The organism is Streptomyces sp. NPDC031365, assembly GCF_055569765.1.
Genome location: NZ_JBVIIM010000029.1, coordinates 81,370 through 102,006, shown reverse-complemented (window position 1 = coordinate 102,006; position 20,637 = coordinate 81,370). Strand labels below are relative to the sequence as shown.

The window sequence follows — 20,637 nt, the reverse complement described above, 5'->3', positions numbered from 1 at the left end:
CTCAGTGCTTGGCATATGGGGCGGTTCTCCTGTCGTGCCCTCTCAGGCTAACCCCGCAGAGCGGGACGTCTCACCCAAGGCTGACAGAGAGGGTTGCGGCGGTACGGGGTGTGGCGGAGACTGTGCCGTGAACGGCAGCACTCCCGCCAGGTGCGCCGCGGTCCGGCCGGCGCACCCGGATCAGGACTCATTCGCCGGCCTTCGCCTCGAGGCGGAAGGTGGGGACACACGAGGGGTGTGTCGTCGTCGACCGGGTTGCCCACACGCTCCTATGTCACCTCGGCGAAGGAATTCTGCTCGACACAGGTGATCCCGAGAGTGCCGACGGAACGGCCGTCGTTGTCCAGGAGCGCCAGCCGCTCACCCAGGAACTCGAGACCCTCCGTCTCCTCGACGTACCCGGCCGGCAGACCGGTCGCCGCCGTCTTCCGTCCGGCCAGGACCAGGGAGTTCAGCCGGACCCAGTCGTCCGGGCCGCCCGTTTCCCCGCACGCATACCGTCGCCCCGGGGTCACACCGCTCATTCAGCTCGCTCGATCGCGCGCGGAGCGCAAGGCGCTTCGAACCGATCATTGTGGCGTCACCGGCGCCGGTGGCGTCGTACAGGGCTGCTGGTCGGCGGACACGGAGGCATTCCCCGTCCGTATCGGGGCAATCGCCCCGTACGGCAACTCACCCGAGCAGCAGCAGAGATGAGTGTGATGACATGTCCTTCCCGGAACACCAGCCGACGCGAGCCGACTCCATGCCGACGCATCCGGACACGGGTGTGAAGCGGAACAATGGATTGGCTGTCGCCGCGCTGATACTCGGCGTCCTGGCGGTCGTCCTGTTCTGGACCGTCATCGGTGGTGTGGTGCTCGGGCTCCTGGCACTGATCTTCGGCATCATCGGCGCGCGCAGGGCACGGGGCGGCCGAGCCCCGCACGGCAAGATGTCGGTCGCCGGAGCGGTCCTCGGCGCGCTGGGACTCATCGCATCCGTGGTGATCATCGCGATCGGTGCGTCGATCCTCAACTCGGACGAGTTCCAGAACTTCGAGGACTGCGTCCGGCACGCCGACACGAAGAGCGAACGTGACGCGTGCGCCGAGGACTTCGACCGGGACGTCAACAACTGACCGAAGAGGGGCCGGGCGGTGGCGGCCCCGGTCCCGGTGCCGTGGTTCGAAGAACGCGTCACCCCGGGGCCGACTGCCACAAGCCACGCACGTCACCCGGACGGGCGCGGGGAGCGAGGGGAAAGCACGACTTCCGGACGACGCGACAGGCGCCCTGCCGGGTCGCGTAGGACAGTGGGACCATGAACCGTCACCGACGCCCACCCGGGCGTGCCCCCTGGGTCGCAGGCGGCGCCGCTGCGCTCGTCCTCGGCGGCATCGGCGTGTGGGTGTGGGTGGCGCAGGACGACGGCACACCCAGCCCCACGCCTACGGCCTCGAACGACCTGTCCCTACCGACGCTGAACCCCCTGCCGTCGTGGACCTTCGCAACACAGCCGTCGGGCACTGAGCGGCAGACGACGACACCGGCGCCTCCTACGCTGTCACCCGCACCGACGGCATCCCGCTCCCGTCAGCCCGCCACGCCGAACCGGCAGCCGCCCCGGCCGGAAGCACCGGGCCAAGTGCCGACCACGCGGCCGGCGCCAACAGCCCAAAGGCCCACGACCGGTCCGGTGCCAACGGCCCAGAGGCCGACGACCCAGCCTCCACCGCCGAGTCACCTGCGGACAGCCGGGACGGCACCGCGCAGCCGCGAGCCGGCGCCCCGTCCGCCCTCGGCCGGTGCGTCGGCCGGCGCCACGGCCGCACGCCCCCCGCAGACGAGGCCGGCATCGACGCCGTCACCCGCCCGGTCCACAGCCCCGGAGCTCCCGGTACCGTCCCTCACCGCGCAACCCCCGGCTTCTCCCGCGCGGCCCACGGCATCAAGGGCAGCGACGTCACGACCGCTTCCCCCGCGGCCCGTACCACCGCCGCCCGCCAAGACATCCGCTCCGGCGTCATCCGCCCCGGCGTCACCCACTGCGACGTCCGCACCCAAGTCACCCCACCGGCAGCCCACCTCACCGGCACGAACGGCCGACGGCGACGATCCGAAGACCACCAAGTGGTACACCTCAGCGGCCGCGACGGCCGCCGCCCGGCGCATGGCCGCCGCAGGCACGGTCGGTGATGCCGTCTGCTCCATGGCGGCCGCGGGTCAGCCGGACCCCCGCCTGCTTCCGCGGAGCGGTCGTGTCGGCATCGGGCGCCATGGCAGCTACTGGTGCCTGATCTGGTGACCCGAGGCAGGTCGGTGGTGGCCATACAGTTGGGCGCCGGTGCCCGGGTCACGCGCCGGCCGGTGCCCCGCTCACGTACGGGGCCAGGATGTCGGCCACCGTGCGATTGCGCGGGGCGGGGACGCCGAGCTGGTCCGCCAGGTCGGCCACTCCCCCGCTGAGCCACGGCAGTTCGAGGCGGTTGCCGTTCTCCAGGTCGTTGTGCATGGAAGAGGTCATGTCCGCGGGCAACGTGTCGCAGAAGGCCAGTTGATGTTCGGGGAACGTGTCGTCGAGCGGGACACCCGACGCCTGCGCGAGGGCCACGGTTTCCTCCATGACCTCGCGCAGCAGCAGGCGGGAACGCTCGTGGGACCGGACGACACCGATGGGCCGGCGGATGGCCGCCGTGGTCGCGGACAGGCCGACGAGGAAGACGAACTTCTCCCAGATCACCTTGTCGATCTCCTCGCTGGCCTCCGCCTCGATGCCCGCCTCGTGGCAGGCGGTCAGGAGTCCGCCGACGACGGGTGACCGACTCGGGTGGCGTGCGCCGAAGACCATTTTCTGCAGCGCGCCGTTGTGTCTGACGACGCCGGGTTCCTCGATGAACGCGGAGATGAAGCACACTCCCCCGAGGACGCGGTCGTCGGGCAGATGCCGGCGGAGGACGGTGTCCTTGTGCACCCCGTTCTGCAGCGAGAGGACCGGGGCCTTCCCCGCGTCCGAGGACGCCAGTTGCCGGGCGATGTCCTCGGTGTCCCAGAGTTTCACGGCGAGGATGACCAGGTCCGTGGGGCCGAGGCGGTCGACACGGTCGACGAACGCGTCGGGTGGGGTGCGCACATCACCCAGCGGGCTGCGAACCAGCAGCCCCGACCGGCGCACCGCCGCCAAGTGACGGCCCCTGGCCACGAAGGTGACCTCGTGGCCGGCCGCCGCCAGGCGCGCTCCGAAGTAGCCACCGACTCCACCGGCACCGACAACCGCGATACGCATGTGCATCCATCCTCTTGATAACCGTTCGAGAGGTTACTATCGCGCCATGGGAGGCTCAGGGCAAGAGACGCGTACGAGGGTCACCGCCCGGGTGCGGGCCCTGCGCTTCGATGCCGGCACGCTGTCCCTGGACCTCGTGGCGACCGTGGGACGCCGGCCCCTGGGCGCTGTCGAGCGCCTGGGCGACGCCGAGCGGCTCGACGCCTGGTGCCGGGGGGTGGGGGTGACCCTGGCCGCCGGGTACGAACCGGGTTCCCTTCTGCGTTCACTGCACGGGCTGCGTGCCGCGACGTTCGACATCGCGTCCTCGGCCGTGGACGGGCACCGGCCCGACCCCGGTTCCATCGCCCTGGTCAACGAGCTGGCCAGGACCGAGCCTCCCGTCGCGCAACTGGAGATGGCGGAGGACGGGGTCAGGGCGGTACGGAACGGCACCCGGTTCACCCAGGACGCTCTGTTGTCGGTGATCGCACGGGACCTGATCGAGCTGATGTCCGATGCGTCGCGCAGGTCACGCCTCGCCATGTGTGCGTCCGACACCTGCCGGATGATTTACCTCAACCCCGCCTCGGGCCGGTCGCGTCAGTGGTGTTCCATGCGGCGCTGCGGGAACAATGCGAAGGCGGCGGCGCATCGACGGCGCAGGGCCGCTGCCCGGGAAGCGCACTGACACACGGCCGCTGAGGGTCCGGCTCGTCCGTACCCCGCCGGCACCGGGATCCGGCACGATCAGCGACATTCCACGGCGTAGGCTGCCCTCGGCACGGACACGGCTGGATGGGGGACACATGGCGGCTGGGACGGTCCCGAGGTGGGCGTCGGTACTTGATTCGGTGGTGGTGTACGCGCAGGGTGCGCTCTGCCGCCGCCTGGCCCGGGGCACGGTGCCGGCGGGCGGACAGGTACGGGTGACGGGACTCCCCCGGTCACTGGACCCGGACTCGCTGCGGGCCCGAGTCCTCGGAGCATCCGGGACACGGGTTGTCGAGGCCCGGGTGGAGGTCGAGGCCCAGCCCCACGACGCGGACCGTCCCGACACCTTGCTGCGCGAAGTGGAGCGGCTGCGCGACGACTGTGCGGAGGCGCAGGGCCGCCGCGACCGGCAGCTGACCATGATCGAGGAGATCAGCGCTCTGCGTCCGGTGCCGCCGGCCCGCAAGCGCGACGATCCGCACCGCCGTACACCGGTCGACGCGTGGCTGGAACTCTCCGATTTCGTCGACGAGCGCCTGACGGGGCTGCACAGCGGGCTCCGCGAACTGGAGGAGAAGCTGCGCCGGGTCGAGCACGAGCTCACTCTCGCGGTGGACAGGCTCTCCCGTGCCTCCACCGATGCGCCGTCGGCACATGTGGCCACCTCGTTCGGTGCCGTGCTGACGCTGGACGGCACGGGTGAGGCGGAGGTGGAGGTGGAGGTGGAGGTGGAGTATGGGGTGCCTGGTGCCGTCTGGGTGCCGGCCTATCACCTGACGTACCGTCAAGGTGACGCCGCAGGACGCCTGCTGCTTCGGGCCTCGGTAGCCCAGCGCACGGGTGAGGACTGGACCGGGGTGCGGATCGCCCTGGCCACCGCGGACCTGCGCCGTCGCACGGACCAGCCGCGGCTCCGCTCGGTCCGGGTCGGACGCAGTCAGCCCGCCCCCACACCCTCGGGCTGGCGTGCGCATCCGGAAGGGCTGAGCGGCCTGTTCACCGGCTACGACGCGGCGGGCCCCCGGCCGGACACGAACGCCGCACCCCCGATCGTCGGGGCTTCAGCCTCCTCCGGTCCTGTTCCGCCGCCTCCGCCACCGGCACCGGTGGGTTACGGCGCGCGGCCGGTGCCCGGTGACGCGGAGGAAGCCTTTTCGCAGGCCTACGGCAGCGCTGATCTCCTTCCGCCGTCCGAGCCCCTGACACGCGCCAGGCCACGTACCGGCGCCAGGCCCGCAGCGGCCCTTGCCGCCCTGCCCCCCGCGGCCCCCGGGGCAGCACCGCGGCCCGCGGAGTCCGCGGGCCTCGTCCCGCCCGTTCCGCCCGCGGCCGGGCCGCCCCGGCCGGACGGCGCCCAACTCGACTACACCGCGCTCGTCCTGTGCGGACCGGACGAACCTGACGGCCGCCGGGGCCGCCTGTTCCCCGGCTCCGTTTTCGACCCGGTGACCGCCGAGTACCGCCGCCGCGCCGAGACGGTGGCCACACTGCCGCTTCCCGGGCACGCCGTGCGGCCCCGCGAGTCCGCGGGCTCCTTCGACCACCGGTTCGACGCCGTCGCACCGGCCGACATTCCCTCCGACGGTACCTGGCACACCGTCACTGTCGGCGAGATCCCGGTCGGCCTGCGCACCGAGTACGTCTGCGTACCGTCAGTGGAACAGACCGTGTACGCGACGCTGATGCTGTCCAACGCCACCGAACAGGCCCTGCTGTCCGGCCCGGTGGAGGTGACCGTGGGCGAGGAGCACCTGCTGACCGCCTCCTTGCCCACTCTCGCCCCGGGCGGTGAGTGCCGGGTGGGGCTCGGGCCGGCCGAGGCCATCAGGGTCACCCGCCGTACGAATCTGCACGAGTCGACCTCCGGTCTGCGCAACAACATCACCGTGCTCGACCACCGCGTCCACGTCGAACTGGCCAACCGGCTCACCGTCCCCGTCCGCGTCGAAGTACGCGAGCGCGTGCCCGTCACTGCCGACGCGGACGTCCGGATCGAGGAACGAGCCGACTGGACGGCGCCCGGGAGCGGCGAGGCCGCGGAGCGGCACGCGCCGGGCACGCGTCTGTGGCGGGTCGAGCTTCCCGCCGGTGGCACCGCCGCACTCGACGGCGGCTACGAGATCCGGATCCCGGCCGGCAAGGCCCTCACCGGCGGCAACCGCAGGAGCTGACACAGCCATGTCTACGTCATCGGAGCCGATCCCCCTGATCGCCCTGCCGGTCACCGCCGTCACCTGTACGGAGGACCGCGCCCACGTGGAGCGGACCGCCGTGCTCGATCTGCGGGCCGGCACGCAGCGGCTGCGCCTGGGACCGGTCAGCGCGCTGGCCGTCGACCGCAGTCTCCACGCCGAATTGACCGACGGCCACCCGGCGACCGTGCTCGACGTGCGGATCGTACGCACCTGGACCCCGCGCGGGCCGGAGCCCGCCGACGACGACTCCGCGCTGCGCCGCCGTGTGACGGCTCTGGAAGAGGAGCGGTCTGCCCTGGAACAGCGGCGTGACCGGTTGCGCACCCGCGTCGAGCTGCTCGGCCGTCTCGCCACGGACCTGCTGCGGGACATCGCCGAGGGCGCCGGATCCGGAGAGACGGAACGCGACCGCTGGAGCCGGGAGCTGGACCGGGTGGACGGCGAACGCGACTCCTGCGGTGAGCGGCTGCGCGCCGCGGAAGCCGGGCTGGCCGGCATCGCCGCCGAACTCTCCGAGGTCAATCGTGCCATGGGCCTCTACGGGACGGAGCCCGCGGAGCTGACCGGCCACGTCGAACTGACCGTCCAGGCCCCCGCCGACGGACAGGCCGGACTGCGGCTGAGCCATCTCACCCCGTGCGCGCTGTGGCGGCCCGCCTACCGGGCCGTACTGAACGGGCAGGACCTCACCCTGGACACGGACGCGATCGTCTGGCAGCGCACCGGCGAGGACTGGTCGAACGTCCGGCTGACCCTGTCGACCGCCCGCTCCGCGTCGGCGACACAGCCGCCACGGCTCGGCGAGGACCGGCTGACACTGACGGAGCGCTCCGCCGCGGAGCGCCGTACCGTCCATGTCGGCCTGCGCGAGGAGGAGATCGCGGAACTCGGCCCCGCCCCTGTGCCCGGGCTGCCGGGAGTGGACGACGGCGGCGAGGTGCGGGTGCTCCGCTCCCCCGCACCGGTCTCCGTGCCGGCGGACGGCCACGCCCATCGCGTTCCGCTCTCCTCCTTCACCTCTTCGGCACGCACGGAGTACACCTGCTCACCCGAGCTGTCACCCCTGGTCAGCCAGGTGGTCCGGTTCGACAACCGGTCCGGGCACGCGCTGCTCGCCGGGCCTGTCGACCTCATCGGCGGCAGCGGCTTCAACGGGCGCGGCACCCTGGACTTCACGGCTCCGGGCGCCCCTGTCGACCTCGCCTTCGGCAGCCGGGACGACCACCGGGTCCTGCGGGAGACCGAAGAGACCCGTGAGACCGCCGGACTCACCCAGCGGACCGTGCTCACCCGGACCGTCCGACTGCATCTGTCCAGGTTCTCCGCCCCCGGTGAGGACGACGACAGGGTGATCGCCCTCCGCGAGCGCATTCCCGTCTCCGAGGTCTCGGCAGTGGAGGTACACCTGCACAGGGACGCCTGCTCGCCCGTGCCCGACGCGGTGGACGCGGACGGCATCGTGCGCTGGAACATCCCCCTGGGCCCCGGCAGCCGGCGCACCGTCACCCTGGTCTACGACGTCTCGGCGAGCAGCAAGGTCACCGGTCTCTGAGACCGCGTGGGAGGACCGCGCCACGGCCGCTGCCGCCTCCTCGGTCCGTCGCCGTCCGGTAGGGGCGAACACGCCCGCGGTTCCTCCGCCCAGGGCCCGCGTTCCACGAAACGGTGCGAAGTCCCGCCGCGGGCGGGTTCACTCACGTGGACGACGTCCGTCGTGCGTTCGGTGTGCGACGTGGATGCCGAGGCCGACGGAGCAGCGCGGCAGCCGGGCGAGCGCGGCCTTCCGCGCCTGCAACGTCGAAGCAGTTGGCCCAGTAGGCGGTGAGGCCGGGCAGGTGGGCGACGTCGGCACCCCGCGACCAGCCGGAGGTCCGCGGGCGCGTCCGGCCGACGCGTCGCACGCAGTCGTGAGCGGAGGTCATCGAGCACGGCGGGACCGGTCCGGGGGACGAGCGGTTCGGGGGGAGGCCGTGTGTCCGACATGGCAGGCCGGGGGCCGAGCACTGATCATACGGATGGCCCCGCTCCGACTCCCGCTCCGGCTCCGGCTCCGGCTCCGGCCGGGAGTTCCCTACCGGAGGGTAGGAAGTCGGCCACTCCTGCTATACAGTTCGTCAGCAAGCGGCGGCTGTTACCCGCGGTAATCACGCACGGTCTCGACCCGGAGGAGCCCTCAGCATGGCCAGCAGCACCTCTCAGCCGGAGGCCCGGACCCAGCCCTCCGACGACGGCGCGGCCCGGCGGCTGCTCGACTCGTCCGCGCAGCTCTCCTACGATCCGCTCACCGACGTCGACTGGGACACGCCTCTCGACACCACCTTCCACGGCGCCAGTCCGGAGTGGAGCACGCTCTACGGGACGCCGTACTGGAACGAGCTGACCGACGCGCAGCGCAAGGCACTGACACGCCAGGAGGCGGCGTCCGTCGCCAGCACCGGCATCTGGTTCGAGATGATCCTGCAGCAGTTGGTGCTGCGCGACATCTACGCCAAGGACCCGACGGACGACACCGTCCAGTGGGCGCTCACCGAGATCGCCGACGAATGCCGGCACTCGATCATGTTCGCCCGCGGCGCGAAGAAGCTGCGGGCCCCGGCCTACCGTCCGCGCCGGGTGGCCGTCGAACTCGGCAGGTTCTTCAAGACCGTCGCCTTCGGTGAGGCGGCGTACGCGTCGATCCTGGTCGCGGAGGAGGTCCTGGACGTCATGCAGCGTGACTGGATGCGCGACGAGCGGGTCGTGCCGTTCGTCCGCACGATCAACAACATTCATGTCGTCGAAGAATCACGGCACATGAAGTTCGCCCGCGACGAGACCCGCAGGCACCTCGCGCGCGCTGGGCGGCTGCGCCGCCGGGTCCACGCCCTGCTCATAGCCATATCGGCCTACGTCATCGTCACCAGCATGGTGAACCGGAAGGTCTACGCGAACGCCGGTCTGGACGAGGAACGCGCGCTGCGCGAGGCGAAGGCCAACGAGCACCACAAGTCGATGATGCGTGCGAGCTGTTCGGGCCTGATGGAGTTCTTGGCCTCGGTGGGACTGCTCACGAGGCCCGCGCTCTTCTTCTACAAGCGCGCCCACCTCATCTGACGACTGCACCGCCCCGACCCACCTGCCCACTGCACCCTGCCCACTGCACCTGTCCCGGCCTTCAGCGGAGCGGACGACCATGGCCTTCGCGATCACCCAGACCTGCTGCAACGACGCCACCTGTGTGTCCGTCTGCCCGGTCAACTGCATTCACCCCACACCCGAGGAACGGGCCTTCGGCAGCACGGAGATGCTGCACATCGACCCACGGAGCTGCATCGACTGCGGTGCCTGCGCCGACGCCTGCCCGGTGGACGCCATCTTCCCGGTCGACCGGCTGCCCGCGGCCCAACGGGAGTACGCGCGGATCAATGCCGCCTACTTCGAGCCCGGCGGGGGGAAGTCTCCGGAGGAGACGGAGGGAGCGGAGAAGACGGAGCAGGACCCGACAGGGCCGGGCCCGAACTTCCACGCCTGGGGCGAGCCGGCCTTCGACCGGGTGCTGCCCTCGGACTTCGGGCCGCTGCGGGTCGCGATCGTCGGCACCGGACCGGCCGGCATGTACGCCGCCAAGGACCTGCTGCTGCACACACGGGCCGAGGTGACGCTCATCGACCGGCTTCCGGTCGCCGGCGGGCTCGTCCGGTACGGTGTGGCGCCCGACCACCCGTCCACCAAGAAGGTGGGCGAGACCTTCGCCCGATTCCACACTCATCCCCGGGTGCGGATGTACCTGGGTCTCGACGTGGGTGCCCACATCACGGCGGAGGAACTCGCCGCCCACCACGACGCGGTGATCTACGCGGTGGGCGCCGCCACGGACCGGCGGCTCGGCATCCCGGGCGAGACCCTGGCGGGCTGTGTCTCCGCGACCACCTTCGTCGCCTGGTACAACGCGCATCCGGAGGTCGCGCCGGATGCCGTCGGTCTGTCGGCGGAACGTGTCGTCGTGGTCGGCAACGGCAACGTCGCGCTCGACGCCGCCCGGATCCTGGTCACGGACCCGGAGACGCTGGCCGGCACCGGGATCGCCGGCCACGCGCTGGCGGAACTGCGCCGCAGCAAGGTGCGCGAGGTGGTGGTGGTCGGGCGCCGCGGCCCGCAGGACGCGGCGTACACCCGGTCCGAGCTGCTCGCCCTGAAGCACCTCTCCGGGGTGGACCTGATCGTCGACGACCACGATCCGCGCATCGGCACCACGATCGATGCCGCCGCCCCGGGGGACAAGGCGGCGGCTTTGCGGGATGTGGCGCGAGAGGCCGTCGACTGGTCCCTGTCGCCGGGCGCGGAGGGACGGCAGCAGCGACGCATCGTGTTCCGCTTCCTCTCCGCCCCGGTGGCGGTGTGCGGCAACGAGGACGCCCGCGCGGTGCGTGTCACCGGCGGTACCGGGGAGCTGGAGATCCCGGCCGGCCTGGCGCTGCGGGCGATCGGCTACCGCGGAGTACCGCAGGCGGGGCTTCCGTTCGACGAGGCCACCGGGACCGTGCCGAACGACCGCGGGCGGGTGAGCGGCAGGACCGGGACGTATGTCGTGGGCTGGAGCAAACGCGGGCCCTCGGGCGGTATCGGCGCCAACCGCGTCTGCGCGGCGGAGACCGTCGGCTCCCTGCTGGCCGATGCGGTGGCAGGGACGCTGTCCGCACCGGACGGCGGGCCCAAGGCATTCCGCCGGCTCGTCCGTCGCCGGCGACGCTGACGCCCGCGCCGCGGTCGGGTGAGGTCCGCCCTCTCCGTTGCGCTCTTCGCCCTCGGCGCCCACCCCTTCCTCACCCTCACCCTGTTCATCGCCATGTTCGAACGCGACCACGAAGGACTGGGCTTTCAGGCGCAGTGCACCGAGCGGCTGGCGCACTTCACCCTTCCGACCCGGACATCACGACATGAACGCCGGTCTGCTGCTTCTGCGCCTGCTGCTGGCGGTACTGCTCTTCGGGCACGCGGCCCAGAAGCTGCCGGGCCGTTTCGGCGGCACGGGTCCGCGGGACACCGCCCTGGTTTTCGAGAGCAGGGGTTTCCGTCCCGGAAGGCCCATGGTGCTCCTCGCGGGCACCTGTGAACTGACCGGGGCCGTCCTGCTCGCCTCCGGGGCGGCCACGCCGCTCGCCGCCTCGATCCTCCTGGGCACCAGGATCGTCGCCGCTGCTCCCAACGGGTCGAACAGCCTCTGGACACACCTCGGTGGCTATGAAGTCCCCTTCGTCTACGGGGCCTTGGCACTGGTCCTGGCGACGACCGGCCCGGGTTCCCGGTCGGTGGACCATGCCCTGGGCGCGGACGGGATGTCCGGCGTTCCCTGGGCACTGGCCGCGGCAGCCGTTGCCCTGGCAGCGGCGGCGCCCGCCCTGCTGCCGCGCCGGCGCCACCTCCGCGCCGAGGCTCCGGCAGCCGCGGAAGCTCCCGAGGCGCACTCGTAAGGGTTCCGGCTGTGATCAGGGGCGCCGCGCGGCCCAGACCCTGCGTTCGGTGCGTACGCTCAGGTCGCCGCGGCGCAGGATGCTGTGGGGTCCGCCGGTGTCGAGCAGCTGGTCGAGAGCGGTCAGGTCCTCGGCCGTCAGGGCAGTGGCCACGCTGTCGCGCATGCGGAGCAGGCTGCTGGTCGCGTAGCGGCCCACCGCCTCCGTGCGGTCCGCGCCGATGCCGATCGTGAGGGTGCGCTCGCCTTCGAGGGTGAAGCCGGCTTCGGTCAGCATCGCTCCCCAGTCGGCACCTCGGTGGGGCATCCGCCGGGCATGGTGGTGGGTGAGTACGGCGTGGCAGCGTTCCTCGAGCCCGGGAGCGGTCTCCGGGGCCTTCTCGGGCAGGAACCGGGGTGAGCCGGCCAGCTCGACGACGGCGAACAGTCCTCCGGGGGCAAGCAGTTCGTACACCCGGCGCAGAGTGCCGGCAGGGTCGGCCATGTGGTGCATGGAGGCCGATGCCCAGACCAGCTCCGGGGCACCGAGGCCGGGCCAGACCGTCGCGTCGAGGTCCGCCCGTACGAGGCGCACGCGGTCGGCCGCCCCGGCTGCCGCCGCCTTCTGGTGCAGCCGGTGCAGGTGGGCGGTGGAGGAGTCCACGGCGGTCAGCTCGGCGCCGGGAAAGCGTGCGAGCAGAGCGAGGCTGCCGGCCCCGGTTCCGCACCCAAGGTCCACGATGTGGCGGGGGGCGGTCCCGAGGGGCAGCCAGGCGGTGACGGTCGCGGTGTGTTCGGCGAGTACCTCTGCCTCCAGATCGAGGAACTCCGTCTGGTCGCCCGTGTCGTGCTCGGGATCGTGCCGGTGGGCGTGGTGTGTGCCGTGGGATGCCTGGGGCGGGGTGGCGTGGTTCATGCGCCTCACGCTAGGCGGGCCGTCCGCGTGTGGCCCGCCACGTCCCGGAACGCGCAAGGCGATGGCCGAGCATGCTGCGGAGCACGCAAGACGGGTCACGGCGACGGGCGGCCGTCCGTCGTTCGGCCGCCCGCGGACGTGACGGTCCCTCGTGGTCTAGGAGACCTGCGCCCTGTCGTACAGGGCCTTCGCCTCGTCGCCGAAGTACGGGCCGAACATCCGGTTCGGGAGGAACGTGTAGCCGAAGCTGTTCACGGAGACCTGAAGGCCGGTGCCGGTCGTCTCGTCGAAGCCGGTGAACCAGGGGCCGCCACTGGAGCCTCCCGTCATGGTGCAGCCGAGGCTGTGGTCCTGCGAGAAGAGGAAGTCCTTCGAGCTGTTGCCGCTGCAGTACACGAGCTTCGTACCGTCGTACGGTGCGGCGGCGGGGAAGCCGCACGCGTACATCCGCTTGTTGTAGCCGCCGTTGAACTGCAGGCCCTGCGCACCGACGACCGAGGTGAGCGTCTGCCCGTCAGCGGGGCCACGACCGCGGCGCCGATGTCGTGGTTGATGTCCTCGCCCGCTTCCCACGGCGGGTTGGTCAGCGTCCGCGAGGCGGTCCACTGGCCGTACGGGGCCTTGCCGTTGTCGTACGCGGGACGAAGACCCAGTTGGTGTGCCAGCTGCCCTGGTACTTCACACAGTGCCCGGCCGTGATGACGGTGCTGGCGTTCTGACTGGTGACGGCGTTGCCGGAGCAGGACGCCGTACGCCCCTGGAAGGTGAAGAACCCCCGGCCCGAGGTCGACACCACCGCTCCCGCGCCGGTCCACGGGCCTCCGGCCTGCGGGAAGGCAGCGGGTGCGGCGCCCGGTACGACGGTTGTGGTCCTCCCGGCCGGCGCGGGGGCTTCGAGGCCCTTGGCGGCCGAGGGTGTCGGCTTCAGATCGAGCGGCGTGGCGCGGCGCATCCGGTCGGCGGTCCAGAAGGTGCGGGACGTGTGCTGTTCGGCGAGCGGGACGGCACGGGTCACGGCCGGTGCCGCGTCGGCCACTGGGGCGGATGCGGCATTCACGGTGCCGGCGAGGCCACCGGCGCAAAGGGCTGCGACGGCCGACAGGATGCCCACAGCGGTGTGGTGGCGTCTCACGCATGTCTCCTACTGCCGTGCCGGGACCATTCGGGCCCGGGCGGAATGGGGGAACGAAGAGCTGTGCGGACCGACGTGCGTCAGGCAGAGCGCCACGGAATCTCCGCCTTGTCAGGGATGCGACAAGTGCCCGGACGAAAATCGGCTGTCCCGGCGGCCGGAAAGGACGGAGACTCGCCCCATGGCGGACATGAGTGCGTTCCGGGAGGCGGTCACCGCATGGGCGGCCGGTGCCTCAGGTGATGCCGCGCGTGAACTGACCACCCGGCTGGGCGTCCGCACGGCCATCCTGCTCGAAGGGCTGAGCGACGCGGCGGCGGTCGACGCGCTGGCGGCGAGCCGCGGCCGGGACCTGGCGGCCGAAGGGGTCTGCCTTCTGCCGATGGGCGGTGCGATGAGCGTCGCGCGCTTCGCCGGCCTCGTCGGACCGCCCGGACTGGGGCTGCGCCTCACGGGACTGTGCGACGAGGCGGAGCACGGCTACTACGCGCGCGGCCTGGAGCGGGCCGGTGCGCAAGGGCAGGAGTTCTTCGTCTGCGCGGCGGATCTGGAGGACGAGCTCATCCGGGCACTGGGCGTGACCCGGGTGAAGGAGGTCATCCGTGCCGAGGGCGACGACCGCGCGCTGCAGACCTTCCTGCGCCAGCCCGCGCAGCAGGGCCGCGCCTCACAGCAGCAGCTCCGGCGTTTCTTCGGCACGAAGAAGGGGCGCAAGATCCACTACGGCCGGGTTCTCGTCGAGGCACTCGGCACCGCGCGCGTACCCGCCCCGCTCGACGGCCTGCTCGCCGCCCTCTGACCGCTCCGGTTCGCGCTGGCCTCGGTCGCGCGACCGCCTGCGGCAGGGGTTGCAGGCGCCCGGACGCGGCGGGGCCGATCGGCCGGCCACTGCCGTGGCGGTCCGGGCCGCGGAGAAGGCGGGAGGCCTCCGGTCAGACGTCCGTGACCGTCGTCCTGACGGGGGTGCCGACCTCGATGGTGCGGCTGACCGTGCAGAGCCGGTCGTGGGACGTCCGCACCGCGCGAGGAAGGATCGCGCGGGCTCGGTCCGCGCCCTCGCCGTCCCTGAAGGTGACGTCGAAGGTGACCACGAGGTTGGTCATGCGGTTGCCCAGGTCATCGCTGATCTTGTCGCCCGTTACCGACACCGAGAACTCGGCGGGCTCGGCGTGACGGGCTGTGGCCACATCAACGTCCGCGGCGGTGCAGCCGCCGATGGCGGCGAGCAGCAGTTCCACCGGAGTGAAATCGACGTTCCGGCTGTCGCCGGAAGCGGTACCGAAGGCGATCGTGCCACCGCGGGCATTGGTGGCGACGAAGTTGCCGGTGCCGGTTCGCTCGACGACGACGGAACGCCTGGAGTCTTCGCTCATGCGTCGACAGTAGCGCCGCCGGAGCCCGAACGGCGGGCAAGGGGAACCGGCCGGTCGCGGTCGGCGCCCTCGTGTCCGCCGGGCGCCCGCCCCGGAGCCGTCGCCCGTCAATTCCCGTTCAGGGCGGGACTGGTGAGGGCGGCGAGCAGCAGGTCCGCCGGAAGGGCCCGCACGGTCCGGCCGCGGAATCCGGTGGTCGTCGTCGCGGCGAGCAGGGAGTTGAGCACCGCCTCCTCCACCGCGTCGAGAACCGCTTCGAACAGCGGGCCCAGTTCGGCGTCCGCCGCAGGGGCGCCGGCGTCCGGCCGCGTGCCGAAGGCCACGGCGTAGTCGCCGCTGCCGTGGCTGTAGGCCGCGCCCGTGCGAGCGAGCGCGAACACCGCCCGCCGCGCGACACGGGTGAGCTGCCGGGCGTCGAGCGGGGCGTCCGTGGCCACCACGATCATGCAGGAGCCGGTCTCCGCGACCGGCGCCGGATCGTCGGGCTCGAACCCCAGGGACCGCGGGGTGACGGTGCGGCCCAGCACACGCAAGGTGCCGCCGAAGTTCGCCTGCACCAGGACACCCACGGTGATCCGCCGGTCTCCCAGGTCCGGTGTGCGCGAGGCGGTGCCGATGCCGGCCTTGAATCCGAGAGCGATCGTGCCGGTGCCGGCGCCGACGCAGCCCTCGGCCACCGGTCCGCCCGACGCCCCGTCGAGCGCGGCCCGGACGTGCTCCTCCCGGACCGGCCGTGAGCGGATGTCGGACAGGAAACCGTCGTTGCACTCCCCCACGACGGGGTTGAGGCTCTGTACGTCCTCGCAGCCGGGACGTCGGAGTGTCCAGCCGACGAGGGCGTCGGCGACACGGAACGCCGACAGGGTGGAAGTGAGCAGCACCGGGGTCTCCAGCGTGCCGAGTTCCGTGAGCTGAGTCGTGCCGAGGAGTTTGCCGTAGCCGTTGCCGGTGAACACCCCCGCGGGCAGCGGGGCTCGGGGGCTCACCGCGTCGGGCACCACGGCGGTGACTCCGCTGTGCACCCCGGCGTCCCGGCGGACCGTGGTGTGGCCGACGCGGACGCCCGGCACATCGGTGATCGCGCCCAGAGGGCCGGCAGCGGTGCGTCCGATGACGATGCCGAGGTCACGGGCGCGGGGCCGGGGGTCCGGTGTGGGCTGCGGGCGGGGCGGCTGATCCATACGACCGGACGGTACACAGGCGTCCCGGCAGGCCTCACGGGGCCTCGGCGGGTGGGGGCCCGCCCGCCGGGCGAGCGCACCGTCCGTCACCCCGGTGGAACGTGTGCGACACGGGTGGCGCGGGAGGGACGACCACGGCCGTGACGCCATCGACCGCCCGGGACGGTACGCCGATCCCCGGACCGTGCGATGCGATGCAGCCGGCCGTGGCGTACGGCGTCGTCCCTGCTGACCACGGCGAGGATCTCCTCCTGCTCGTCGACCCGTTCAACACGTTCGCCCAGGGCCCACACCCTGCCGGACGGCACCGACGGCCGGTCACCCGCTCCAGGCGTCCGGGCCGCCGCCGCGCCACTCGACCAGCGCGGACTGCCGCATCCAGTCGTCGTCGATGTCGTCCAGCCCGGCCAGGCGGAGGAACTCCACGACATCCAGCAGCCCGTACGCCATGCCCAGAAACCGTGCGCCCGCGCGGACGCGCCGGCCGCCGTCGTCACCGGGCGGGTAGATCACGATGGGGTGGTCGCTCACCATGACACCAGCGTGCAATGGGTGGCATCCGCGCGCATGCGGGCGTGTCTCCCGGGCCGGGGGCTTCCGCCCCCCGGCCGTCACCGGTGCGCGACGTGGACGCGGGGAGCAGCGGGTCGACCGGGGAAGGACCGGTCGCCGAAGAGGATCCGGCCGGCCGCGGCGCGGCCCAGCGGTGTGCGCAGCAGAGTGAACGCCGCCGTGGTCGCGGCCGGCGTCCGTACGTGGGACAGCCCTCGGCGCAGCGAGAGCCGCCCCCGGAAGGCGGCCCGCAGCCCGGCTCCCCCGTAGTGCGCCAGCACGTCCGGTTTCCCGGCGCTCAGCGCGTCGTCGAGGACGGAGGCGGCCAGTTCCGACAGGCGTAGACAGGGGTCCAGGCCTCCGGCGGTGAGCGGGGAGACCGCGCCCGCGGCGTCTCCGACGAGAAGTCCGTCGGCGCAGCTGATGCGGCGCAACACGCCGCCGACGGGTATCGGTCCCCCGCGCCGCTCCACCGCCTCGGGCCGGTCCGCGCCGGACAGTCCGGGTGCCGAGGCGCTGAAGCGTTCCAGGGCCCGGCGCAGGCCTCCCGGGAAGCGGTCGGCGTAGCCGGCGGTGCCGACGTGGGCGTGCTGCCCGTCGTGGATCACCCAGGCCAGGTATCCGGGGGCGATCGAGGGGTCGAGTACGCAGTGGAAGGTGGGTGGTTCGCCGTTCGGGAGGACTTCGAAGACCTCCTCGGCGCCCACCAGGAGGTGGCGGTTGCGGTCGAGGCCGAGGTCACGCGCGACGGTCGAACGGGCTCCGTCGGCACCGACGACGAACCGCGCCCCGACCTCGGCCGGACCGTCGCGGCCGATCAGGTGGAAGGTGCCGCCGCGCCGGCCGGCGTACCGCGTGCCCAGCGCGATCCGCACGCCGGCTTCGGCGGCGGCCCCGGCCGCCGCCTCGTACAGCCGCGCCATGTCGCCCACCCGGTACTCGTCGCGGTCGCTGACCAGGCTGACAGGGCGGCGCAGGCCGGGAGGGTAGAGCAGGACACGTCGGATCGGGGGTCCGAGGTGCTCGTCGGGCAGCGGAAAGTCGTCGAGTGTCTTGCGTACGAAGATTCCCGTGGTGCGGATCGCCGCGGCCAGAGTGGTTCGCCGGTCGACGAGCAGCACGTCGTGGCCCTGGCGGGCGAGGAGGGTGGCGACGTGCAGGCCGGCCAGCCCGGCTCCGGCCACCAGGACGTCGCACTTGGCCACGCCGCGAGGGCGGTGGGCTGTGCGGGCTGCTGTGGGCATGGCTGTGCTCCTCGTGGAGTCGGTCATGGGTCGACGTGAACGCGCTGCGGGGCGCGTGTCGTGGCGTCGCTCGACTCAGGTGCTCACCAAGACGGCGCTTCGATCGAATTACGATAGGAAGCTATCGATATTCGATCGGTTCGGCAAGTGGCGGGCCTCGCCACGGCGCCACACGTAGCTCAGGACGAGCCAGCCGACTGCCGCGCCCGCTGTGTACCAGAACAGGTCCGGTGCGTTGAAGGTGGAACCGAGGGCCAGACGGGCGACGGTGCTGTGCCGTGCGAGCTGCGCAGGCAGCCCGGTGAACTGCAGGAACTCGACGCCCCAGCTGACGGCCAGCGCGACTGCGGCGGCTCGCGGGGGCGTCGTCCCTGGTGCGGCCAGGACGACGAGGGCGAGAACCAGCAGGGTGTACAGGGCATCTCCGCCGTATTTGGCCAGGTCACCCGTCGCCACTGCCCTCAGAACCAGTCCCGCGCCGATGACGGCCGGCACGGCCGCAGCCGCCGCGAGGCGCCCGGGTACCGCATGACCCGGGATGCCGTCGCGGGTTCGGAGATCGCAGGTCATGGTGATCATTCTGATGCCGCCCGGTGCCGCCGCGGGCCGTAATGGGGATGAAGCGGGGCGCCCGCGTTGGTAGCCTGCCCGCATGGCACGAGGTATCTGGTCACAGAAGGTCCGCTCCGCCCGCTGACGGCGGCGCCCCTCCTGCTGAATCCGCGCTCGCCGTTCCGGTTCCCGCCGGGCGGCCCTCATCGCTGCCCGGCTCCCCTGCGAGCTGCGGAGCATCCGTTGAATCCCGATCCCCCTGCACAAGCCCTGTCCCTGCCCGTCGAGGCAGGCTCCGGCGCGCACGTCCGCGCCGAGAACATCACCGTGACCCGCGGGTCCCGGCGTGTCCTGAACGACCTCTCGGTCACCGTCTCCACACGGTCGCGGATCGCCGTCGTGGGCGAGAACGGCCGGGGGAAGACGACACTGCTGCATGTCCTCGCCGGACTGATCACGCCCGACGAGGGCACTGTGCGGCGAACGGGCACGGTCGGTCTGGCCCGGCAGGAACTGTCCGCGCGTGACGGGGAAACCGTCGGCACCCTGACCTCCGCCGCGCTGGCCGCCTCTCTCTCGGCACTCGGCGCGCTGGACGAAGCGGCCCTCGCCCTGGCCAGGGGCGACCTTGCCGCCGACGAGCGCTATGCCTCCGCGCTCGACGCCGCCACCCGCCTCAACGCCTGGGACGCCGAACGCCGGGTCGACGTCGCCCTGGAGGCCCTCGGCGCCTGTACCGACCGCGGCCGTCCGCTGGCGACGCTTTCGGTCGGGCAGCGCTACCGCGTCCGGCTGGCCTGTCTGCTCGGCGCCCGGCACGACGTCCTGCTGCTCGACGAGCCGACCAACCATCTCGACGCCGGCGGGCTGCACTTCCTCACCCGGAGGCTGCGCGAGCACCAGGGCGGTCTCGCCTTCGTCAGCCACGACAGGGCGCTGCTGCGCGACGTGGCGGACCGGTTCGTCGACCTCGACCCGGCCCGTGAGGGAAGGGCATGCCTGTACACCGGCGGGTACGACGACTGGCAGGACGCCCGGCGTCGTGAACGGGAACGCTGGGAGCAGGAGTACGAGCGCCAGCAGGCCGAGCACCTGCGGCTGCGGGACGCGGTGTCCAAGGCCCGCGACCACCTCTCCACCGGCTGGCGGCCGGACAAGGGGACCGGCAAGCACCAGCGCCAGTCCCGCGCACCGGGCGTCGTGCAGGCCCTGAACCGGCAGCAGGAGGCCCTGCGGGCGCACCGGATCGACGTGCCGGAGCCGCCACCGGCGCTGCGGTGGCCGGAACCGGAAGCAGAGCCGGGAACGCCGCAGTTGCGGGCGCACGGAGTGGCCGTGGACGGGCGGCTGGCCGGTCCGGTCGGCCTCACGCTCGACAGCGGCGACCGCCTGCTCGTCACCGGACCCAACGGCGCCGGGAAGTCCACACTGCTCGCGGTGCTGGCCGGTTCGCTCCGGCCCACGGACGGGTACGTGCGGACGGCGAACGGGGCACAGATCGTCCAGGTCGGCCAGGAGACCGCCGGGCACGACCCCCTGCTCACCGCCCGGGAGGTGTACGAGCGTCACGTGGGCCGGCTGACGGTCCGTGGAATGCCGCACGGTGACGGAGCCGTCCCGTTCCCGGCGCTCGGGCTGCTCGACTCCGAGGCGGCGCGTACGCCGGTGGGGCGAATGTCTCAGGGGCAGCTGCGGCGCCTCGATCTGGCGCTGGCGTTGTCCGGGCGGCCCACGCTGATCCTGCTCGACGAGCCGACGAACCACCTGTCGCCCCGGCTGGTCGACGAACTGACCGACGCGATCCGCGCCACAGGCGCCGCCGTCGTCGTCGCGACACACGACCGACAGTTGCTGCGGGACCTCGCGGACTGGCCACTGCTGCGGGTGGAGCAGGAGGCCTCGGCACCGTCCCCGTCGCGTTCCCGGCCCTCCGGGTAGCCGGGTGGCGGAGCGGCGGTGATCCGGTCCTGGGCCAACCGGCAGCGGCCGCACAGCGGTCGACGCGGTGACCCCTGCGGACGCGAGCAGCCTGATCCGGATCGTCCGGCTCACGGGCACGGTGACCGCGCGGACCCGATCCGGTCGGGCCCAGGATGTCGGGTGCGGT

General features: G+C 72.4%; 17 protein-coding genes and 1 pseudogene. 9 read left to right on the top strand and 9 right to left on the bottom strand.

The features are described 5' to 3' along the window. Nucleotides 1–269 precede the first annotated feature (269 nt). Nucleotides 270–524 (bottom strand): ASCH domain-containing protein, encoded by a 255-nt coding sequence (locus ACZ5C2_RS31630; protein WP_468799062.1) that lies wholly within the window; start codon nt 522–524, stop codon nt 270–272. A 182-nt stretch (nt 525–706) separates the two neighbouring features. On the opposite strand from ACZ5C2_RS31630, the gene ACZ5C2_RS31625 reads away from it, so the two are divergent. Beyond that, nucleotides 707–1,120: an LPXTG cell wall anchor domain-containing protein gene (locus ACZ5C2_RS31625; RefSeq protein ID WP_468799060.1), complete on the top strand. Its 414-nt coding sequence runs from the start codon at nt 707–709 to the stop codon at nt 1,118–1,120. 1,214 nt (nt 1,121–2,334) lie between these two features. On the opposite strand, the gene ACZ5C2_RS31620 is transcribed toward ACZ5C2_RS31625, so the two are convergent. After that, nucleotides 2,335–3,264, bottom strand: coding sequence for a ketopantoate reductase family protein (locus ACZ5C2_RS31620; protein ID WP_468799058.1), 930 nt, complete (start codon nt 3,262–3,264; stop codon nt 2,335–2,337). 46 nt (nt 3,265–3,310) lie between these two features. Between ACZ5C2_RS31620 and ACZ5C2_RS31615 the strand changes: the two genes are divergently transcribed. From ACZ5C2_RS31615 to ACZ5C2_RS31590, 6 genes are all read left to right on the top strand, one after another. Continuing rightward, nucleotides 3,311–3,934, top strand: coding sequence for a CGNR zinc finger domain-containing protein (locus ACZ5C2_RS31615; protein WP_468799056.1), 624 nt, complete (start codon nt 3,311–3,313; stop codon nt 3,932–3,934). 118 nt (nt 3,935–4,052) lie between these two features. Beyond that, nucleotides 4,053–6,128 (top strand): DUF4139 domain-containing protein, encoded by a 2,076-nt coding sequence (locus ACZ5C2_RS31610; RefSeq protein WP_468799054.1) that lies wholly within the window; start codon nt 4,053–4,055, stop codon nt 6,126–6,128. A gap of 7 nt (nt 6,129–6,135) precedes the next feature. Next, nucleotides 6,136–7,704: a mucoidy inhibitor MuiA family protein gene (locus tag ACZ5C2_RS31605; RefSeq protein WP_468799052.1), complete on the top strand. Its 1,569-nt coding sequence runs from the start codon at nt 6,136–6,138 to the stop codon at nt 7,702–7,704. 626 nt (nt 7,705–8,330) lie between these two features. Beyond that, nucleotides 8,331–9,245, top strand: coding sequence for an AurF N-oxygenase family protein (locus ACZ5C2_RS31600; RefSeq protein ID WP_468799050.1), 915 nt, complete (start codon nt 8,331–8,333; stop codon nt 9,243–9,245). Nucleotides 9,246–9,324: 79 nt separating this feature from the next. Beyond that, nucleotides 9,325–10,884 carry an FAD-dependent oxidoreductase gene (locus ACZ5C2_RS31595; protein ID WP_468799048.1) on the top strand — a complete coding sequence of 520 codons (1,560 nt, stop codon included), beginning with the start codon at nt 9,325–9,327 and terminating at the stop codon, nt 10,882–10,884. A gap of 184 nt (nt 10,885–11,068) precedes the next feature. After that, nucleotides 11,069–11,602, top strand: coding sequence for a DoxX family protein (locus ACZ5C2_RS31590; protein WP_468799046.1), 534 nt, complete (start codon nt 11,069–11,071; stop codon nt 11,600–11,602). A gap of 15 nt (nt 11,603–11,617) precedes the next feature. Here the strand turns inward: ACZ5C2_RS31590 and ACZ5C2_RS31585 are convergent, their stop codons facing one another. Further along, nucleotides 11,618–12,496, bottom strand: a complete 879-nt coding sequence (locus ACZ5C2_RS31585) for a class I SAM-dependent methyltransferase (protein ID WP_468799044.1) — start codon at nt 12,494–12,496, stop codon at nt 11,618–11,620. Nucleotides 12,497–12,652: 156 nt separating this feature from the next. After that, a pseudogene (locus ACZ5C2_RS31580) lies at nt 12,653–13,628 on the bottom strand (trypsin-like serine peptidase). A 181-nt stretch (nt 13,629–13,809) separates the two neighbouring features. Here ACZ5C2_RS31580 and ACZ5C2_RS31575 point away from each other — a divergent pair. After that, on the top strand, nt 13,810–14,427 hold the full coding sequence (locus tag ACZ5C2_RS31575) for a TOPRIM nucleotidyl transferase/hydrolase domain-containing protein (RefSeq protein ID WP_468799042.1): 618 nt from the start codon (nt 13,810–13,812) through the stop codon (nt 14,425–14,427). Between the two features lie 133 nt (nt 14,428–14,560). Here the strand turns inward: ACZ5C2_RS31575 and ACZ5C2_RS31570 are convergent, their stop codons facing one another. The 5 genes from ACZ5C2_RS31570 to ACZ5C2_RS31550 all read right to left on the bottom strand — a co-directional run bounded on the left by ACZ5C2_RS31570 (nt 14,561) and on the right by ACZ5C2_RS31550 (nt 18,548). After that, a complete protein-coding gene (locus tag ACZ5C2_RS31570) occupies nt 14,561–15,001 on the bottom strand; it encodes an OsmC family protein (protein ID WP_468799040.1) in 441 nt (146 codons plus the stop codon). A 107-nt stretch (nt 15,002–15,108) separates the two neighbouring features. Continuing rightward, the gene (locus tag ACZ5C2_RS31565; protein WP_468799038.1) at nt 15,109–16,182 is read right to left on the bottom strand and encodes a P1 family peptidase; all 1,074 of its coding nucleotides are present in this window, start codon (nt 16,180–16,182) and stop codon (nt 15,109–15,111) included. Nucleotides 16,183–16,500: 318 nt separating this feature from the next. Then, nucleotides 16,501–16,716, bottom strand: coding sequence for a hypothetical protein (locus ACZ5C2_RS31560; protein ID WP_468799036.1), 216 nt, complete (start codon nt 16,714–16,716; stop codon nt 16,501–16,503). A 77-nt stretch (nt 16,717–16,793) separates the two neighbouring features. Further along, nucleotides 16,794–17,978 carry an FAD-dependent monooxygenase gene (locus tag ACZ5C2_RS31555; RefSeq protein WP_468799034.1) on the bottom strand — a complete coding sequence of 395 codons (1,185 nt, stop codon included), beginning with the start codon at nt 17,976–17,978 and terminating at the stop codon, nt 16,794–16,796. A gap of 108 nt (nt 17,979–18,086) precedes the next feature. Beyond that, nucleotides 18,087–18,548 (bottom strand): ribosomal maturation YjgA family protein, encoded by a 462-nt coding sequence (locus ACZ5C2_RS31550; RefSeq protein ID WP_468799032.1) that lies wholly within the window; start codon nt 18,546–18,548, stop codon nt 18,087–18,089. Between the two features lie 225 nt (nt 18,549–18,773). Between ACZ5C2_RS31550 and ACZ5C2_RS31545 the strand changes: the two genes are divergently transcribed. Then, the gene (locus ACZ5C2_RS31545; protein ID WP_468799030.1) at nt 18,774–20,468 is read left to right on the top strand and encodes an ATP-binding cassette domain-containing protein; all 1,695 of its coding nucleotides are present in this window, start codon (nt 18,774–18,776) and stop codon (nt 20,466–20,468) included. Nucleotides 20,469–20,637: the final 169 nt, after the last annotated feature.

Coding starts and splice junctions, on each gene's coding strand:
- ACZ5C2_RS31630 (WP_468799062.1), bottom strand. CDS start 524: ATGAGCGGTGTGACCCCGGGGCGACGGTATGCGTGCGGGGAAACGGGC.
- ACZ5C2_RS31625 (WP_468799060.1), top strand. CDS start 707: ATGTCCTTCCCGGAACACCAGCCGACGCGAGCCGACTCCATGCCGACG.
- ACZ5C2_RS31620 (WP_468799058.1), bottom strand. CDS start 3,264: ATGCGTATCGCGGTTGTCGGTGCCGGTGGAGTCGGTGGCTACTTCGGA.
- ACZ5C2_RS31615 (WP_468799056.1), top strand. CDS start 3,311: ATGGGAGGCTCAGGGCAAGAGACGCGTACGAGGGTCACCGCCCGGGTG.
- ACZ5C2_RS31610 (WP_468799054.1), top strand. CDS start 4,053: ATGGCGGCTGGGACGGTCCCGAGGTGGGCGTCGGTACTTGATTCGGTG.
- ACZ5C2_RS31605 (WP_468799052.1), top strand. CDS start 6,136: ATGTCTACGTCATCGGAGCCGATCCCCCTGATCGCCCTGCCGGTCACC.
- ACZ5C2_RS31600 (WP_468799050.1), top strand. CDS start 8,331: ATGGCCAGCAGCACCTCTCAGCCGGAGGCCCGGACCCAGCCCTCCGAC.
- ACZ5C2_RS31595 (WP_468799048.1), top strand. CDS start 9,325: ATGGCCTTCGCGATCACCCAGACCTGCTGCAACGACGCCACCTGTGTG.
- ACZ5C2_RS31590 (WP_468799046.1), top strand. CDS start 11,069: ATGAACGCCGGTCTGCTGCTTCTGCGCCTGCTGCTGGCGGTACTGCTC.
- ACZ5C2_RS31585 (WP_468799044.1), bottom strand. CDS start 12,496: ATGAACCACGCCACCCCGCCCCAGGCATCCCACGGCACACACCACGCC.
- ACZ5C2_RS31575 (WP_468799042.1), top strand. CDS start 13,810: ATGGCGGACATGAGTGCGTTCCGGGAGGCGGTCACCGCATGGGCGGCC.
- ACZ5C2_RS31570 (WP_468799040.1), bottom strand. CDS start 15,001: ATGAGCGAAGACTCCAGGCGTTCCGTCGTCGTCGAGCGAACCGGCACC.
- ACZ5C2_RS31565 (WP_468799038.1), bottom strand. CDS start 16,182: ATGGATCAGCCGCCCCGCCCGCAGCCCACACCGGACCCCCGGCCCCGC.
- ACZ5C2_RS31560 (WP_468799036.1), bottom strand. CDS start 16,716: ATGGTGAGCGACCACCCCATCGTGATCTACCCGCCCGGTGACGACGGC.
- ACZ5C2_RS31555 (WP_468799034.1), bottom strand. CDS start 17,978: ATGCCCACAGCAGCCCGCACAGCCCACCGCCCTCGCGGCGTGGCCAAG.
- ACZ5C2_RS31550 (WP_468799032.1), bottom strand. CDS start 18,548: ATGACCTGCGATCTCCGAACCCGCGACGGCATCCCGGGTCATGCGGTA.